Source organism: Geothrix sp., from assembly GCF_049292215.1.
Taxonomy (GTDB): Bacteria; Acidobacteriota; Holophagae; order Holophagales; family Holophagaceae; genus Geothrix.
This window is the reverse complement of record NZ_JBATQW010000002.1, coordinates 1-16,667: the sequence shown is the minus strand read 5'-3', so window position 1 is coordinate 16,667 and position 16,667 is coordinate 1. Positions and strand designations below refer to the sequence as shown.

The 16,667-nt window shown below is 66.6% G+C and carries 16 protein-coding genes; 11 read left to right on the top strand and 5 right to left on the bottom strand.

Annotation, left to right across the window (positions count from 1 at the left end; all coding sequences use genetic code 11):
* Positions 1-55 precede the first annotated feature (55 nt).
* Positions 56-622 (top strand): hypothetical protein, encoded by a 567-nt coding sequence (locus tag WAS25_RS00280; protein WP_422309164.1) that lies wholly within the window; start codon positions 56-58, stop codon positions 620-622.
* Positions 623-644: 22 nt separating this feature from the next.
* Positions 645-1,415, top strand: a complete 771-nt coding sequence (locus WAS25_RS00275) for a class I SAM-dependent methyltransferase (RefSeq protein WP_422309162.1) — start codon at positions 645-647, stop codon at positions 1,413-1,415.
* Here WAS25_RS00275 and WAS25_RS00270 read toward each other — a convergent pair.
* Positions 1,412-2,575, bottom strand: coding sequence for a GGDEF domain-containing protein (locus tag WAS25_RS00270; RefSeq protein ID WP_422309160.1), 1,164 nt, complete (start codon positions 2,573-2,575; stop codon positions 1,412-1,414). The two genes, WAS25_RS00275 and WAS25_RS00270, sit on opposite strands and share 4 nt — an antisense overlap.
* 109 nt (positions 2,576-2,684) lie before the next feature.
* Between WAS25_RS00270 and WAS25_RS00265 the strand changes: the two genes are divergently transcribed.
* The 3 genes from WAS25_RS00265 to WAS25_RS00255 are packed head-to-tail and all read left to right on the top strand — an operon-like array spanning position 2,685 to position 4,168.
* Positions 2,685-3,278 carry a hypothetical protein gene (locus WAS25_RS00265; RefSeq protein WP_422309158.1) on the top strand — a complete coding sequence of 198 codons (594 nt, stop codon included), beginning with the start codon at positions 2,685-2,687 and terminating at the stop codon, positions 3,276-3,278.
* Positions 3,279-3,311: 33 nt separating this feature from the next.
* Positions 3,312-3,719 carry a hypothetical protein gene (locus WAS25_RS00260; protein ID WP_422309156.1) on the top strand — a complete coding sequence of 136 codons (408 nt, stop codon included), beginning with the start codon at positions 3,312-3,314 and terminating at the stop codon, positions 3,717-3,719.
* 17 nt (positions 3,720-3,736) lie between these two features.
* On the top strand, positions 3,737-4,168 hold the full coding sequence (locus tag WAS25_RS00255; protein WP_422309154.1) for a phage tail protein: 432 nt from the start codon (positions 3,737-3,739) through the stop codon (positions 4,166-4,168).
* Here WAS25_RS00255 and WAS25_RS00250 read toward each other — a convergent pair.
* Genes WAS25_RS00250 through WAS25_RS00240 form a run of 3 tightly spaced genes read right to left on the bottom strand, consistent with a single transcriptional unit; the run spans position 4,165 to position 8,506 of the window.
* Positions 4,165-5,874, bottom strand: a complete 1,710-nt coding sequence (locus WAS25_RS00250) for a sodium:solute symporter (RefSeq protein ID WP_422309153.1) — start codon at positions 5,872-5,874, stop codon at positions 4,165-4,167. The two genes, WAS25_RS00255 and WAS25_RS00250, sit on opposite strands and share 4 nt — an antisense overlap.
* Complete coding sequence (locus WAS25_RS00245; protein ID WP_422309151.1) at positions 5,871-5,999, bottom strand: hypothetical protein; 129 nt, start codon at positions 5,997-5,999, stop codon at positions 5,871-5,873. Before WAS25_RS00245 ends, WAS25_RS00250 begins: the two co-directional genes overlap by 4 nt.
* On the bottom strand, positions 5,996-8,506 hold the full coding sequence (locus tag WAS25_RS00240) for a PIG-L family deacetylase (protein WP_422309149.1): 2,511 nt from the start codon (positions 8,504-8,506) through the stop codon (positions 5,996-5,998). The genes WAS25_RS00245 and WAS25_RS00240 overlap by 4 nt, the downstream gene beginning before the upstream one ends.
* 177 nt (positions 8,507-8,683) lie before the next feature.
* On the opposite strand from WAS25_RS00240, the gene WAS25_RS00235 reads away from it, so the two are divergent.
* From WAS25_RS00235 to WAS25_RS00210, 6 genes are all read left to right on the top strand, one after another.
* Positions 8,684-9,922 (top strand): hypothetical protein, encoded by a 1,239-nt coding sequence (locus WAS25_RS00235; RefSeq protein ID WP_422309147.1) that lies wholly within the window; start codon positions 8,684-8,686, stop codon positions 9,920-9,922.
* A gap of 11 nt (positions 9,923-9,933) precedes the next feature.
* Positions 9,934-10,776 (top strand): ABC transporter ATP-binding protein, encoded by an 843-nt coding sequence (locus WAS25_RS00230; protein WP_422309145.1) that lies wholly within the window; start codon positions 9,934-9,936, stop codon positions 10,774-10,776.
* A 168-nt stretch (positions 10,777-10,944) separates the two neighbouring features.
* A complete protein-coding gene (locus WAS25_RS00225; protein ID WP_422309144.1) occupies positions 10,945-11,469 on the top strand; it encodes a bacteriohemerythrin in 525 nt (174 codons plus the stop codon).
* Between the two features lie 331 nt (positions 11,470-11,800).
* Complete coding sequence (locus WAS25_RS00220; RefSeq protein WP_422309142.1) at positions 11,801-12,361, top strand: helix-turn-helix domain-containing protein; 561 nt, start codon at positions 11,801-11,803, stop codon at positions 12,359-12,361.
* Positions 12,358-12,969 carry a hypothetical protein gene (locus WAS25_RS00215; protein WP_422309140.1) on the top strand — a complete coding sequence of 204 codons (612 nt, stop codon included), beginning with the start codon at positions 12,358-12,360 and terminating at the stop codon, positions 12,967-12,969. Before WAS25_RS00220 ends, WAS25_RS00215 begins: the two co-directional genes overlap by 4 nt.
* Before the next feature lie 709 nt (positions 12,970-13,678).
* A complete protein-coding gene (locus WAS25_RS00210; protein WP_422309138.1) occupies positions 13,679-14,293 on the top strand; it encodes an AAA family ATPase in 615 nt (204 codons plus the stop codon).
* 15 nt (positions 14,294-14,308) lie between these two features.
* On the opposite strand, the gene WAS25_RS00205 is transcribed toward WAS25_RS00210, so the two are convergent.
* On the bottom strand, positions 14,309-15,985 hold the full coding sequence (locus WAS25_RS00205) for a hypothetical protein (RefSeq protein ID WP_422309136.1): 1,677 nt from the start codon (positions 15,983-15,985) through the stop codon (positions 14,309-14,311).
* Between the last annotated feature and the right edge of the window lie 682 nt (positions 15,986-16,667).

Genomic DNA, 16,667 nt, shown 5'->3' with positions numbered 1-16,667 from the left:
TGCGAATTCACCCTACGGACATCCCCAAACCGCTGTCTAGACAACAGGAGCTGCCATGCCCCATGTCTCCCTCACTCAGCTCTGGCTGCCCATCCTGCTCTCGGCCGTTGGCGTCTTCGTCGCCAGCAGCCTCGTGCACATGGTGCTGAAGTGGCACGCCTCGGAGTACAAGGCCCTCGCCAATGAAGACGAGGTGCGGGCCGCGATCCGCAAGGAGTCGCCCACGCCTGGCCAGTACGTGCTGCCCCACTGCTCGGACCACAAGGACATGGGCAAGCCCGAGATGCTGGCGAAATACCAGGAAGGCCCCGTGGCCATGGTGGTGGTGATGCCCAACGGGGCCCCGGCCATGGGCGCGGCCTTGGGCAAGTGGTTCGCCTTTACGGTGCTGGTCGCCATCACGGCGGCCTACCTGGCCGGCCGGACCCTCGGTGTCGGCACCCACTACCTGCAGGTGTTCCGCGTCGTGGGCGCCGTGTCCTTCGTGGCCTACGGCTTCGGCAGCATCAGCCTGGCCATCTGGATGGGCAAGCCCTGGAGCAGCGTCCTGAAGGACCTGGCGGATGCCCTGATCTACGGCCTGCTCAGCGCGGGGATCTTCGGGTCGCTGTGGCCCCGTTGAGGCCAAGGGCTACACTCCCTCCATGAGTGGACCTGAGCCCGACCCCTACGGACGCATCGCCTACCGGGGCCTCATCGCCTGGCCCGAGCGCCTCCAGCGGGAGGCGCCCCTGCTCCAGCGGGTGCTGGCGGGAGCGCCCTCGCCGCGGGCGCTCGACCTCGGCTGCGGCAGCGGCGAGCACACGCGGTTCCTGACCGGGCTCGGCTTCGAGGTCACTGGGGTGGATGTCTCGGCCTCCCAGCTGGATGCCGCCCGCGAGCTCGATCCACAAGGCAGCTATGTCGAAGCGGGGCTCACGGACCTGGCGGGAGCCATCCCGGGTGGCCAGGGTGCCGCGATCTGTGTGGGCAACACGCTGCCCCACCTCTGCGAGGAAGCCGAGGTGCGTGCCTTCTTCTCGGCACTTGCCGGCGGTCTCGCGCCGGGAGCGCCTTTCCTCCTCCAGCTGCTCAACTACGACCGCATCCTCGCCCGCGGCGAGCGCACCTTTCCGGTGGTCCTGCGCCCAGGCGAAGGGGAGGGCGGGGAGACCGTCTTCCTGCGCCTCATGACCCACCATGGTGGCGGCCGCCTCACCTTCACGCCGGCCCACCTGCGCTATCGACCCGGAGCGGAACCTCCGCTCGAGCTGATCGCCGCCCACGACGTGGCCATCAGGGGGTGGTGTCGGGTCGAGGTCGAGGCCCTCCTCAGGGAGGCTGGCTTCACCGTGGAGGAGACGCTGGGAACCATGACTGGGGAACCGTGGGGTCCCGCGTCTTCGGACCTGGTGGTCGTCGCCCGGCGGGCCTAGGGTTCCAGCGGCCAGCGCCGCGTCGTCGCGGCCTGGATCAGCTTCTTGACGGTATCGACCCCTGATCCCAACTCGGCAACCCCCGCGCTGACGGGCCCCTTCCAGACGTCGGAGCCAACGCGGACTTCCAGGCCCGGCAGGGCCGCCCGGACGCGGTCCATGAGCAGGACCGCTTCGGCGTGGGTGGTCAGGGGGCAGATGACGAGAAACTCCTCCACGCCGACATGGCAGACCACGTCGTGGTGGCGGAAGGCCATCCGGAGCAGGACGCCCAGCGACATGATGATCTCGTCGCCCGCGGCGTGACCATGGACCTCATTGACGGCCTTGAAGCCCTCCGCCGCGAAGATCACCACGCTCAGGGGATGATTGAAGTTCCGGGCGGAGGCGATCTCGGAGGTCAGCCGGTTCATGGCGTACTGCAGGTTCGGCAGGCCGGTGAGCCGGTCGATCATGGCATAGCCTTCCAATTGCCTGTTGGCCTCCTCCAGCTCCCGGCTCAGGCGGCGGGTCTCCTTCTGCTCGGCCTCGAGGCGCTTGACCGAGAGGGACAGGCGCTCGTTCACCAGCGACAGCTCCTGGGTCCGCCGGAACACGCGGTTCTCCAGGGTCTCGTTCAGCTCCGCCAGCTGCCGGCTGCGCTCGGACACCAGCATGATGAGGCCCCCGAGGGACTTGAGCAGGATGCCGGTGGCCCCGTCGATGGCGCGCTCCTCCGCTGCGAAGGCCTCGGCAGGGCTGCGGCCCGCGCTCATGGCGGCGATCTGGCGGGCCATGGCCTGGTCGGACCCCAGGATGTGCGCCGCCAGCCAGTGGACGAGGAACTCCAGCAGATGACGGGCCGCCTCGGGAACGCCGGCCGAGACCTCGGCCCGCATCCGGGCCAGGTCCAGGAAGAAGTCCGCATGTTCCCGGACATGGTGCCCCACATGCCGGGCATCCACCCCCAGCTCGTCCATGAACATCTGCTCTTCGGTGAAGTGGTACTTCGCGTACTGCGTCAGCTCCTCGCAGACCCTGGCCAGCGCCCGCGGATCCGCAATGTCGCCCGCCTCCAGCAGGCCACTGAGCCGGTTGATCAGGTCCACCAGCGCGTGGTGCTGCTCATCCACCTGGTCGAGGCCGGTCAGGAAGCTCTGGTCCCACTGAAAGGCGCTCATGGTTCTGGTCCGGGGGAGGGTGGTGGCGGAGTTGACGGCCATTAAAAGACCCGTTGGTAAAAATATCGTCTTTCCGGCACCTGGTCATGAGTCTGTGCTCGTGGTCACGATGCGATACCTTGGTCGGATGGAGCACGTCCAGGCCCCTTCGGGCATCCACGGTCTGCAGCTGGCCTACCTGGCGGGCTTTGCCGCCATGCTCTGGCTGCTGAACCAGGCGCGACGCTCCTTCTGGCTGTTCTCCCTGCTGATCCTGCCGGGGACCCTCTGCCACGAGCTTTGCCACTGGCTCCTGGGCCACCTGCTGGGCGGGCGCCCGACCCACTTCACCATCCTGCCCCGGCGGGAAGGTCGAGGCTGGGTGCTGGGGGAGGTGGGCCTGGCCAACCTGCGCTGGTACAACGCCTTCTTCATCGGCTTGGCGCCGCTGCTGCTTCTACCCCTGGCCTACTGGCTGCTTCTCTGGCGGCTGGGCGGGAACCCGCGATTCGGCTGGCCGGAGGCGGGGGTACTCTTTCTGCTGGCCAACCTGGTGTTCGCGGCCATCCCCTCGCGGCAGGATCTGAAGATCGCCGCCAGGTCCCCCATCGGCTGGCTACTGCTGGCGGCGACTCTCGCCTGGGGCTGGCGGCGGCTGAACCGGCCGAACCCTCAGCCTCAGCACTCCGCCTGGCTGAGAACGATGACTGTCGAGACATGTTAGAGTTCCGCCGGTAGCCCGACCCCCGGAGGACGCATGCCGACAGGCAGCCCACGCAATCTGGTGACGACCAGGGGGACCGTGCCCTGCGTGGCGACCGGAGCTGACGTGATCCTCGATGTCCTGGTCGAGCGGGGGGCGCTCCACTTCGTGCTGGCCTGCGAAGGCGGCCATGCCCACGGTGTCCGGGTGCGCTTCAGCCGCGTGATCCGCGATCTGGCGGGGCACCGGCTCAATGAGCAGCCGCTCTTCACCCAACTGGAGTTCCTGAGCGCCGGCCGCCGGATCCCCCTGCTGATCGACACCCTTGCCGGCTACCAGCAGCGCAAGCAGCCCATGCAGTTCGAGGCCCGGCTCGAATGGCGCACCGAGGATGGCCGGCGCCTGCGCCGGGCCATCCGCCACGACCTCGCGGCCTGGACCCGGCTGCGCGAAACCCTCTGACCCACCCAGGAGGCAGCATGCCCGCCCACTACCCCCATCAGTCCTTCCACTTCCTGGTCCAGGCGGGCTTCTCCCGCATCGGCTTCACCCACGTGCAGCTGCCTCGGCTGGAACGGGACGTGATCCGCTACCGGGAGGGCTCTGATCCCGTGGATTCTGTTCGCCAGCTGCCCGGCCTGCTCCGGGTCGGCGACTGCGTCCTGCAGCGCGGCGTGGTCCCCGCCGACCACGAGTTCTTCCAGTGGATGAACACCGTCCACTTCGGCCTGGCCGAGCGGCGTGACCTCGTGGTGAGCCTGCTGGACGAGCAGCACCAGCCCACCCTGAGCTGGCGTCTGCGCAACACCTTCCCCGTGGGACTGGAGTGGTCGCCCCTGGATGCCCAGGGCAGTGGGGTGCTCATTGAGACCCTGCGCCTCAGCGTCGAGGCGATGGACGTCCTCTCCTAGGCCGCAGATCCGCCTTCGGGGAGAGCCTGTGGCGGCTGGAAGAAGCTGAATACCCAGGCCAGCGCCACCACCGCCACACAGCCGATGAGGTTGTACCAGAGGAACGAGATGGCGGTGAACTTGAAGCAGGCCAACACACCGACCTCCGCCACCAGGGCCGCGTAGAAGGCCGTGCCACCGCGGACGCGCTTGACGTAGAAGGCCGTGATGAAGATGCCCAGTATCGTCCCGTAGAAAAGCGAACCCAGGATGTTCACGGCCTCGATGAGCGAGCCGAGTCTGGCGGCGTACTCGGCGAAGGCCATGGCGAAGCAACCCCAGGCGAAGGTGGCGATGCGGCCCACCCACACCTCGCGCTGGCCCTGGCTGCCACCGACCAGGCGCCGCCACAGGTCCACCACGGTGGTGGCGCCCAGGGCGCTGATCTCGCCGGACATGGAGGACATGGAGCCGGAGAACACAGCGGCGATGACCAGGCCCACGAGACCCACGGGCAGGCTGCTCAGCACGTAGGCCAGGAAGATGTAGTTCGTGTCGCTGGGGTTTGTGCCGGGGTTGGCCTTTTCGATGAGGGCCACCCCTTCACGCCGGATCGCTTCGCTCTCGGCGTGGGATTGCGATAGCTGGTGCTTGGCCGCCGCCATCGACGCGGCATCGCCGCTGTGGCGGGCGCTGACGTAGGCCTCAGCCTTCTGGCTTTGGGCGGTCCGGGCCTGGGCGAACTTCGTTTCGAGGGCCCGGTAGGCGGCGGCATCAGGGCCCGCCAGCACCTGCTTCACGGGGCCGGGGTTGAAGAAGAGCGGCGGCGCGTGGAACTGGTAGAAGACGAAGACCAGGGCCCCCAGCAGCAGAATGAGGAATTGCATGGGCACCTTGATCATGGCGTTCATCAGCAGGCCCAGGCGGCTCTGGGTGAGGTCGCTGCCCGCCAGGTAGCGCTGCACCTGGGACTGGTCCGTGCCGAAGTACGACAGCATGAGGAAGAAACCGCCGATGAGACCCGACCAGAGGTTGTAGCGGCTGTTGGGATCGAAGTGGGTGTCGATGACGTTCAAGCGCCCCAGGCCCCCGGCCACATGCAGGGCGTCGCCGAAGCTCACGTCGGCGGGCAGCCGGTAAGCCGTCATGACGCCGGCTAGCAGCATGCCGCAGGCGATGATCACCATCTGCGAGCTGTGGGCCCAGGCCACGGCCTTGGTGCCGCCGGTCACGGTGTAGATCATGACCAGGGTGCCCACGATCAGGATGTTGACGTGGAGGCTCCAGCCCAGCAGCACCGAGAGCACCAGGGCAGGGGCGAAGATGGTGAGGCCCACGGCAAGGCCCCGCTGGATGAGGAACAGGATGGCCGCGAGGAGGCGGGTCTTCAGGTCGAAGCGTGCCTCCAGCAGCTCGTAGGCGGTGGAGACCTTGAGCCGGTGGTAGAGGGGGATGAGGGTGACCGAGAGCACCACGGCTGCGATGGGCAGGCCGAAGTAGAACTGCACGAAGCGCATGCCGTCCACGTAGGCCTGGCCGGGCGTGGAGAGGAAGGTGATGGCGCTGGTCTGGGTGGCGATGATGGAGAGGCCGATGAGCCACCAGCGGTGGTCCCGCCCGCCGCCGATGTAGCCTTCGCCCGTGGTGGCACCGCGTCCCTTCCAGAGGCCCCAAAGGACCACAAAGAGGAGGGCGCCACCCAGGACCAGCCAGTCCAGGCGGCTCATGAGAAGGCCCAGGAGAAGAGGCGGAAGAGCAGGATGCAGAGCAGCAGCTCGCCCAGCACCAGGGCGTAGAGGCGCTTCCAGGAGCCCAGGATCGGCGGCATATCCTCCTTCTCGGGCTCAGTCATGGATGGCCCAGGGCCAAGAGGTTGGCGAAGAGGCGCGTGGCTCCGGGAACCCCGTCCGGCAGCTGGCGGAAGAAGGCGAGGCCCGTGTAGACGTAGTGCCCCTTGCCGTGTGGCGCCACGATCAGGGCGCCGGTGTCTTCGGCCTCTCCGGGATCCGCCATGCCCAGAAGGGGCGTGTAGCGGGCGTCCATGCCTTCGGCGTGGTAGAGGCTCCGCTCCTGCACCCAGCCCTCGAAATCCTTCGCGGTGAGCTCGTTGGGCCTGTGGAAGACCGGGTGCCCGGGCTGCAGGAGGCGCACGGGCACGGTCTCGTCGGTGACGCGCTTCCGGCCCACCTTGAAGGGGTAGGGGCCGATGGTGTCCGTGACCATGGCGGCATTGATGCCCGGGAAGCCCGTGTTCACGGTGTAGAGCACCACCTCCGTGCCGCCTGCGGCGACGTAGGCGTGCAGGCGCTCCTTCAGGGTCTGCAGGGCGGGGCGGGTGTTGTAGGCGCGGATGCCCAGCACGATGGCGTCGAAGCGGGCGAGGTCCTCCCGGGCCAGGGCCTCGTCGGTTAGGAGGTCCACCTCGTAGCCGAGGCGGCGCAGGGCCTGGGGGATGTCGTCGCCGGCGCCCATGACGTAGCCGATGCGGTGGCCGTTGTGCTTCAGGTCGAAGCGCTCCAGACGCACCCTGGCTTCTGGAAGCAGGGTCTGCAGGGGGATGTGCGGGTGGTCCAGCTTCACCAGGCCGCGGGCGGTCGCGTAGCCGGCCCCGGTGTCCACCTCCACCCGTAGCTCGCTGGAAGCGGAAGAAGCTGGCGGCGTGAGGCGGAAGGACAGCTTCTGCTCCTCCCCGGCGCGGGCGAGGGTGAATGCCTGTTCGGCAGGTTCCACTTTCCAGGGGGCAGGCACCTGAACTCGCACCCGGCCCGCGGCGCGGGCGGCCCCGGCGGTAACCTTCAGCCGAACCTCCCTAGCACCTGGTCCATCGAAGATCTGGACGCCCTCTTCCAGGTGGACGAAAGCCGCAGGCACCACGGCCAGGGGCTGGTAACGCTCACCCAGAACCGGATCCCGGAAGCGGAACTGCACAGGCACCACCACGTCGAAGCTGCCCTCGGGATGGACCACACGGGTCCGCACACGGAAGGGCGGGGCCGAGTCGGGCAGGCCAGCCCAGACGGCGCCTGGTCCACCCAGCCAGTGGGGATGGCTGAGGGGCGTGGTTGAGGGCACCGCGAAGGAGAAGGCTTCCTTCCGGGGGGCGTTGTCGGGCAGGGGCTTGCCGTCCGGGTGGACCTCCAGGGCGTGCGCGCCTTCGGGTGTCACGGCCTCGAGGGCCAGGGACTCCAGCACCAGGGGGGCGCCTCCTCGGGCCAGCACGGCAGTGTTCACCGTGAGCTGGTCTCCGGGAGCGAGTCGCTGGCGATCCGCGATGGCCTCCACCCAGAGTCCGGCGGCGGCCCGGAGCAGGTCCTCCAACTCGGCGACCTTGGCCTGGAGCAGGGGTTCCAACCGCAGGGCCGGAGGCAGGGCCTGGAGGGCCTGCCGCGCCCTCAGAAGCGCAGGCAGGCTGGCCGCGGGCTGATCGGGTCGGAAGCCCTGGCGGGCCTCCCGCAGCCGCGCGGCCACGTCGCCGGTGCCGGGGAAGCGGGACCAGCCCAGGTCGAGGCCCTCGAAGAGGCCGGTCTTCGCGGGCTTGCCGGCCAGCAGCTCGAAGCTCTCCTCCCTGGCGCCGCGCTGGGCCAGCACGCCGAAGCCCTGGCTGCGGTGCTGGCTGCGGCTCTCGGCGGCGAGCTCGCCGTAGGAGCGGCCCAGCAGGGGGTCGAAGGTGCCGACGTCCAGGGTGAGGCTGCCGGGGGCTGGCTTCGGCGCATCTTCGCTGAAGCGGAAGTGGTTCCACAGCAGGCGGGTGGCCTGCCAGGGACGCAGCCCGGCCTTCACCTGGTCCGGGTAGCGGGAGGGATCCGCGGCGGCTCTGAAGGCCTCGATGGCGAGCATGGCCGAGGCCGTGTGGTGGCCGTGCCCGGCCCGGGCATCAGGGGGGAAGCGGGTGAGGATCACGTCGGGGCGGAAGGTGCGGATCGTGCGTACCACATCGCCCAGCACGTGATCGTGGTTCCAGATCCGCAGGGACTCCTCGGCAGTCTTGGAGTAGCCGAAGTCCACCGCGGACGTGAAGAACTGCTCGGCGCCATCAAGGCGCCGGGCGGCCAGCAGCTCCTGGGTACGGATGGCCGCGAGGCCGTCGCCCAGCTCCGGGCCGATGAGGTTCTGCCCGCCGCCGCCCCGGGTAATGGAGAGGTAGGCCGTGCGCAGGTTTCGGCCCTTCGACAGGGTGGCCAGCACGGCGGTGTTCTCGTCGTCGGGGTGGGCCGCGATGTAGAGCACGCTGCCCAGGGTCTGCAGACGGTCCAGCTGCTTCTGCAGGTCCGCGGCGTTGCGCACTGGCACCTGGGCCTGTGCGCCCGGCACCAGCGTGGCCACCAGGATGAGTGAGGCGAGGGGGCGGAGCCGATGCACAGGGACCTACGAGCGGCCGGTGGTCGGGGTGCAGCGCATGGGGACTCCACGGATCAGGAGGGCCAGCATAGCGCCTCGCAGAACGATCAATGCGGGGGAATGTGGCCGGGCGTCAGCGACGTGGGGTGGAGCCACTCCGTAGGGGTTGTGGGACCATGCCTGGGACGAGGAGGACGCATGGACAGGACCCTTTCCCGCTGGGCCTCCGACTACGTGAACCTGGTGCTGGCGGTGGGCCGCCACGACGGGGACTTCGTCGACGCCTACTACGGCCCCAAGGCCTGGAAGCAGGTCGCGGAAGCCGGGGAGCCGCGCCCCCTGGCCGAGCTGCGGGCCGAGGCGGACCAGCTGCTCGACGGGGTGGCCGCCGCGGAGCCGCAGGAGGGCGAGGCCCTGCGCCGGGACTACCTGCTGGGCCAGCTCGGCGCTGTGGCGGCGCACCTGGCCCGTCTGGATGGCCAACGTTTCTCCTTCGACGATGAAGCCGAGGCCCTCTACCAGGTCCGGCCGCCCGTGACGTCCGAAGCCGCCCTGGATTCCGCCCTGGCGCGGCTGGACGGGCTGCTGGACGGCCCCGGCTCCGTGCAGGACCGCTACCAGCGGCTGCGGGAGCGGATCATTGTGCCAACCCTGCGGGTGGACGCGGTCTTCCAAGCGGCCATTGCCGAGGCCCGCGACCGCACGCGCCGGCACGCGACCCTGCCTGACTCGGACCACTTCCGCGTGGAGTACGTCACCGGGAAGTCCTGGTCCGCCTACAACTGGTACCAGGGCGGCGGGCACTCCGTGATCCAGGTGAACTTGGACCTGCCCATCGCCATCGACCGGGCCCTGGATCTGGCCGCCCACGAGGGCTACCCGGGCCACCACGTCTACAACGCCCTGCTGGAGCAGCGCTTCGCGCAGCCCTCGCCGGTGGGCAAGGGCTGGGTGGAGTTCACGGTCTACCCGCTGTTCTCACCCCAGTCGCTCATTGCGGAGGGCACCGCCAACTTCGGAATCGAGGTGGCTTTCCCCGGCGCTGAGCGCCTGGCCTTTGAGCGGGACGTGCTCTTCCCCCTGGCGGGTCTCGATCCCGCCGAAGCCGAGCGCTGGGCCCGCGTGCAGGCGGAGATGAAGGTGCTGGCCTTCACCGACAACGAGGCCGCCAGGGGCTACCTGGATGGCCGGCTGGACCGTGCCCAGGCCGAGGCCTTGCTCGTGCAGTATTCCCTGCGCACCGAGGCCCAGGCCGCCCAGCGCCTGCGCTTCATCGACACCTACCGCAGCTACGTCATCAACTACAACCTGGGTGAGCAGCTCGTGCGGCAGTGGGTCGAGCGGCAAGGCGGGACCGTGGCGGACCCCGGACGGCGGTGGGAGGTCTTCGTCGACCTGATTTCCAGCCCGCGGCTGCCCCGCGCTTTGGGCCTCTAGGGCTTGTGGCGATGCACCCGATCGACCCTGGTTCCCGGGAAGGCGCAGGCCCGCCGCTGCTGTCCCTCCGCCACGCGACCCTGCTTAGGGGTGGCCGACCGGCCTTGGATGACCTCAGTTTCGAGATCCTGGAAGGTGAGCACACGGCCATCCTCGGACCCAACGGCTCGGGCAAGTCCTCGCTCATCCGCCTGGTGACGCGGCAGGACTATCCGCTGCGACCCGAACCGGACGATCCGCCGATCCGCATCCTTGGGCAGGACCGGTGGGACCTCTTCGCGCTGCGCACCCAGCTGGGCATCGTCTCCGCCGACTTGCAGCAGGCCTTCCTCCGCGCCGATGGCGGCGGGGCCCGCAACGGCCTGGGCGTGGTGCTGTCCGGCTTCTTCGCCAGCCAGGGGCTCTTCTCTCATCAGGAGGTGACACCCGCCATGCGCCAGCAGGCCGAGGCTTCCCTGGCGATGGTCGGCGCCGAATACCTCTCCCGCAAGCGCCTGGAGGAGATGTCCACGGGCGAGGCCCGGCGTGTGCTCATCGCCAGGGCCCTGGTCCACGACCCTCGGGCCCTGCTGCTGGATGAGCCCACCACGGGGCTGGATCTCGTCGCCCGGCAGACCTTCCTGGAGATGCTCCAGAACCTGGCGAAGCGCCACAAGACGATCCTTCTGGTGACCCATCACATCGAGGAGGTCCTCCCCCAGGTCGAGCGCGTGATCCTGTTGAAGGCGGGGCGCGTGTTCCTGGATGGCCCGAAGGCCGAGGTGCTCACCAGCGCGAACCTGTCTGCGCTCTACGAGGTGACCATCCAGGTGCAGATTCTGCGTGGCTGCTATACCGCCACCAGCATGAACTGATCCTCAATGTAGGTAATCAAGCGTATGGAATGGGGAGGGCCCCCGAGCCAGATTGGCTATAGGAACGAGCGCCGCAGGGGATCGCCTGCGGTGGGCGGTCCTGAAGCGAGACCTTTGAGGACATCGAAGCCTGACCGGGGAATCCTCCCCACCCTGGAATCCGTCCCTGTGATCGAGCCAAACGCGCTGTTCAAATTCCGGGCTTCCGCCGAGCGGAATGTCAGGTCCGTGCTGCACCTGATGCGCCTTGGAGAGGTCCCGACCACACCCGAACCCGCGTCGGGGGCGTTCCTGGAATGGCGGGCCATCGACCAGTTGGGCAACCCGAAGATCGACGAACAGCATCGGGCCCTCGTGAACCTCATCAACCGCTTCCACACGGTGCTGGTCATCCAGCGTGACCGCAGTACTGCCAACGAGATTTTCAGCCACTTCATCCATACGGTGCGCAACCACTTCAACTACGAGGAGTCGGTGCTCATCGACCAGCGGTGCCCCGGCTACCAGGCCCACTTCGACCAACACTCCCATGCCATCGCCGAGGTCCAAGACCTGTATCGGCAGTTCAAGGGGGGCACGCTGAGTGCCTCGGTGCTGCTGGTGTGCCTGAGGAACTGGATGATCGAACACACCCGCACCTCCGACCGCCGCTATGCAGGCTGGATGAACACCCACTCGGTGGGACGGGGCTAGGACCGCGCAGTCCCTTCCCCGTCCGGGGTCTGGTTAGCGGGCTCAGGTGGAGCAGTCGACGGGAAACGGAGTCCACTTCCCACTGCGCAACGCGACCAGCCACGCACAGACGGGCCGTCTCTCCATGGACCGGAGTGCCTCGGCATAGCGTGAGAGCTGTTCCGGGCAGCCTGCCAACTCCTCTCCGATAAAGGCCTCGGAGTGCTGGAGGCCTAGGAGGTGGATCTGCAACTTAAGCCTTTCGAGGCTTTGGTTCGAATGGGGCGGGTGGGCGGTGTATTCCATTTGGTGAAAAGGTTATAAAAGGTTATAATTTCATCTGGAGGCCGGCATGCGCTCGGTGGGCTACATCACGGATGACGAGGGGCGGCGGATATTCGCCCTCGTGCCCGTGGCTCAGTTCACGCCGGCCATCCGACGTCGCCTTAAGCCCGCCGCACCTTCCACGATCAACGAGGTGGGCGCCTTGGATCGGCTCCTGGCCAACCCGGCGTCCTGCCTCGAAACCACCCTTCCCGTAAACCCCATTCGGGCGGCCCGAGAGGCGGCAGGGATCACGCAGTCGGACCTGGCCTTCGCGCTGCGCATCAGCCAGCCCATGCTCAGCCGCCAGGAGCAGCCCCTGCGGCGGGTGCGTCCAAGCACCATCACGCGGGCCCTGGAGGCCATTCGTCGCATCCAGGACAACCGGACCCGTCCAACCATTTCCTTGGAGGGCGTGCTCTCGAGGTATGGGAACCGGCTGGCCGCGAGCGCCGCCCGGAAGTCGCGGGATCCCATCGAACGTCGGCTCCTCCGTGAGGCGGAGGATCCGGTGGCGCTCAAGGAGCGGGAGGATTCGGTGCGTCTGGACGGTGAGCGGCGGCGGCCTCCCAAGCGGAAACGGACATGACCTCGCGGCGGTGGCATTACGCGCCCGCGCCGATTGGGGTGCCCTCGGCCTTGTTGAACGCCTTTGAGCAGCTCAAGGCTGACGCGGTGCTGGTGGGAGGTTCTGCCGTTCAGGTGTGGGTCGGCCAGCGGGAAGGAATCTTCGCCACTGGAGATTTGGATTTCATCACCCATCTTTCCGTGGGTGACCTCGCCAAGGCTGGGATCCACGTGGAGGAGGCCTTGGGCCGGCACGTGGTGGTGGATGGTGTTCCCATCGAGTTCCCTACGGGGCCACTGGCGGTTGGCGATTATGTGTTCGAGAAGGGCGAGGCCTCGACCTTGGTTCCGACCATGGAGGGACGCCCCATCCTTTGTCTGCGGCCGGAGGCCAGTGTGTTGGATCGGCTCACCTGGGTGGCGGGAGATCAGCTCGAGGTGGCCTACGCCCAGGCACTCGGCGTGGCGGTATGTCAGTTTCGGCAGGTGGATTGGGACGGGGATTGGATAGACGCCATCGCCCTAAAAGCTGGCCTCAGGAGGCTATGGCGGCATCTGAATGGGGAGTTGGCTTCAGGGGCACCTACCGAAAAGGGCCTCTCTCGCGCCCTCAAGATCGGGTGGGGTTGAGTGAAGGTCTACCGGCCACCATTTGGCAGTCCTATCTGGCAGAGGCGGGCATGGCTGTAGGAAGGCTCAGCGGGGTTTGGGTTCGTCAGGTCCTTCTTGAGTCCTACCCCGAAGGTGTGTTGCGGCGTGCCCTCCTCGACCACTTCGCGGTCTTTCTGGTGTCCAAGAGGTCCAGCAAAGGCGCCAAGGGGCGTGTCGCTCGGAGGCTCTACGGGGTCCTATTGAAACTTCAAAGGCGGGGGGTGATCAGCCAGGAAGGTGGCATCATCCGCCCCTTGGTGGCACTCAAGAGAACCGAGAGCCCAAGGATGCCCGAATTATGCGGGCCCCTCGAGCGAAAGCTCTTTAGAGCCCTGCTCGCCGAGGACGGGCAGGGGGACGGGCACACCCCTGCCGCCTTACGGGAGGCCAGGTGGGAATTCCTGGCCAGCGCACTCGAGGCGGGATGGTCCGTGGACCAGTCGGCTTCGATGCTGGGGATTAAAGGTGATCAGGCAGCCTTGATCCTGAAAACGAAGTAGCGAGGGTTCTCAGAGGATCGGTATGATCGAAAATGGGTCCCAAAAAAAGCTTAAGTTGTTAAAAATAAAAAATATAGAAACATAACAGAACTTACAGGGTTACTGCGCTGATAGGGGTAGTTGGTCACGCACTGTCTAATGGGTAGCCGTACACTAAAAATTGGAATTGACTCCCTTGAAAGGGATCTGTGGCATCACGAGTGATCTTACTTGTCGGTTGTTCTGGCTCTGGCAAGTCGACGTATGCGCGGGAACACTTCCCTGAGGCCGTGATTGTCAGCGCGGACCATTACTTTGAGGAATTAGCTACAGCTACCAGCCAGTCCTTCGAAGATGTTTGGGATCTCTGGCAGCTTGGTGCGGCTCATAGTCAATGTCAGCAGCGTTTTCTGGAAGCCATTACGAACAACGCTCCCATCGTGGTCGTGGACAACACAAATGTTCGAGCGACAGACCGCCAGCGCTACATCAAGAAAGCCTCTACGTTCGGACTAGAGGCTGAGCTGCATGTTTTCAGTGTCTGGCACTATGGGTATGTGGCCCCGTCCGGAAGACAGATCACCAACTATATAAATAAATGCCACAAACGCAATGCCCATGGAGTGCCACGAGAGGTCGTAGCCCAGCAATTTGGAAGGCTGGAGCTGCCCACGGGGATATACCTGGCGGGAAAGCCGGCTCAATTCCTTCGCCCGCTACATCAATTGCCTGCAACTGATGAGCCTCGACTGGGTGAAGTAGGCCGATTCCATACTTCCCACTGGGGACCTTCTTGGTCTAGGTCCCCAGCATCCCGGTCCTAGATTTTCTGGTGGCGCCTAGCTGGCCTCCTGGGCGCGCATGGCCTTCTCGGTCTCGGCGATCACGGCCGCGCGAATGGTGTACCAGTCAGGGGCCGGGCAGCCACCCGGGAGGCCGGACCCAAAGAAAGGCAAGTCCTCAGCCCGGCGGTCGGTGAAACGGGCCCCGGACAGCACCTCGCGCAGCAGCTGAATGGCAACCTCGAGGCCCTCCCAGGTGCCGACGTGCAGCACCCGGTCCCCGCGCAGCCTGCAGAGGGTTTCCTTGCGCGCATCGTGTGCCACGGAACGACGCCACTTGGCAGGCCGCCCCTTAAGGTACGAGACCTTGCAGGAAAAGTGCTGGAGGCCATCGATCTCGAGGTTCGTACGGAGATCCCCGTAGGTGAGGAGGAAATCCAGCCGGAGAGGGTGGCCCTGAAGAACGCCGGGGCCGAAAATCTTGGCCTCGCGCTCCACGTGAAGGCCGGGGAACTCGCTCTGGGACAAAAGCCAATGGGCCACACCCTGGTGGAGGGCCGACTCTCCAGGCTCGCCGCACCAGGGGCAAGACACCTCACCAGCGCCCATGTTCCGCCGGACGAAATCACCTTCCCACCCGCAAGGGGAACCGTCAGGCCGCAGCGGATGCCGGTAGTTCCCGTAGGCGAACTCAGCTCCCGGGCCCAGATAGAGAAAGCGCTGGTCCTCCGCATCCTCCCGCCAGCCCCGTTCCCGGCACACGGGACACTCGGCCGGCCCCTCGGCCAGGCGCAGATTGGCCGCCTTCTTGGGCATCGGATGGCCGCAGACGCGGCACTGGTACAGCGCGGTCTTTCCGTCGAGGCGCTCCACGAGGTCGAGGTTCCTGGCGTCGGCCTCGGCCCTCCAGTGCTCCTCGATGTTCTGGTGAACGTCGCACCTCATCCCGGCTCGCTCCATGTTGCCGGCCGTGCCCTTCTGCAGATGAACGCACGTGTTGCACTCCCAGAGGACGAGCCCATGCGCGCCGACGATCTCAAGTGCGTGCCAGCCCTTGGCCTGCCCGATGGCCTTGTACTTCTCGATAGTTTCGGGCCGCCGGGTCCGCGCCTTACGCGACTTCTGCTTCGTCGTCTTGAGCTTGGCTCGCGCGCCGCCCTCGCACACCGTGCAGGTGACGGCCCCGATTCGCATGTTCCCGGGCTGGAACTTGTCCTTGTGCCCACAGGGCTCTCCATCGGGTGTGACCACCAGGTGCTTGTACCACCGGCGGCGCTTGTCCCCCTCGATCTCCCCGATGTACTCGTAGCCCTGCGCGTGCGCCTCCTCCCGCAGTTTCTCCTCGAGGCAGGCCTTGCACCGCGGCTGGCCGGAACGGAGATTCCCGGGTTGGCCCTCCGTGGGATGCCCGCAACCATCGAAGATGTAGGTGTGGTAGCCGGACCGCCCGGCGACGGGTCCGAGGTAGGTCATGCCCCGCTGCTTGGCCGCCGCCTCGAGCCGTACCCGGAGGCAGGCGTCACAGGAGACCTGGTGGGACTGGACGTGGCCGTGCTTCTTGGGCGCGGGGGCGCCGCACACCGGGCAGGCGTAGAGGCCGTACTCGCTGTCCCGGCCCTCCGCAGGCCCGAGAAGGAGCCAATCCTTCACCCCATCGGCAGCGGGCCGCGCGGCCGGGGGGAGGGGGTCGCCGGAGGCCAGCGTCACGGTAGTGGGGGAGAGGCGGTCATTCATGAGAGTTCCTTTCGGGCAGGCCTTCGGCAGGGGTGCCACCCCCAAGGCCTTGCCCGGAAACCCTGTGGTGGCGCGGCTTCCGGCTGTCGGTGGCCGCATGCACATTGTCCCGCCGTTTTGGGGCCGTCCCGGATTGTGCTCGTAGGTTTGGATGCCATTAAGGTCTCGATTGGGGCCTCAAATCAGCTCAAACCCTCGTCGCTACTTGCTTCGAATTGATTCCAAAATTTTATGGAATCTGGTCCGCCCCCCCCGGACATTGCGCAGCGGTCGTCCCTTCCCCCCCAGTTTGCCCTCAGGATTGCGCAGGCAACCGCAAAGGTTGTGCTTAGTGCTGCCAACGGGCCTCTTGTAGCATGGCCCTCCTTAGCCGCTTGCTAAGCCTTGATGTCCGGGCAACCCCATAGGGGACTCCATCGCTGCTGAAGGCCCTGTCGTAGTCCAGGATCAGCATGATCATTGCCTTGGATCGTCGTCTTCGTCTGACTAGGGTGCTGCCCAACTTGTCTCCCTGCAGTGGAGAAGATAGGCCCAATCTCCACCGGGACCGTCTGAGGCCTTCCAGGAAGACCTTTTGGACAGCCCTTGGACACGGCACAACTTAGGCCCGCTTTCGCGGGCCTAAGTGTTGGTATTTCTGGTAGGGCTAACGGGATTTGAACCCGTGTTACCGCCGTGAAAG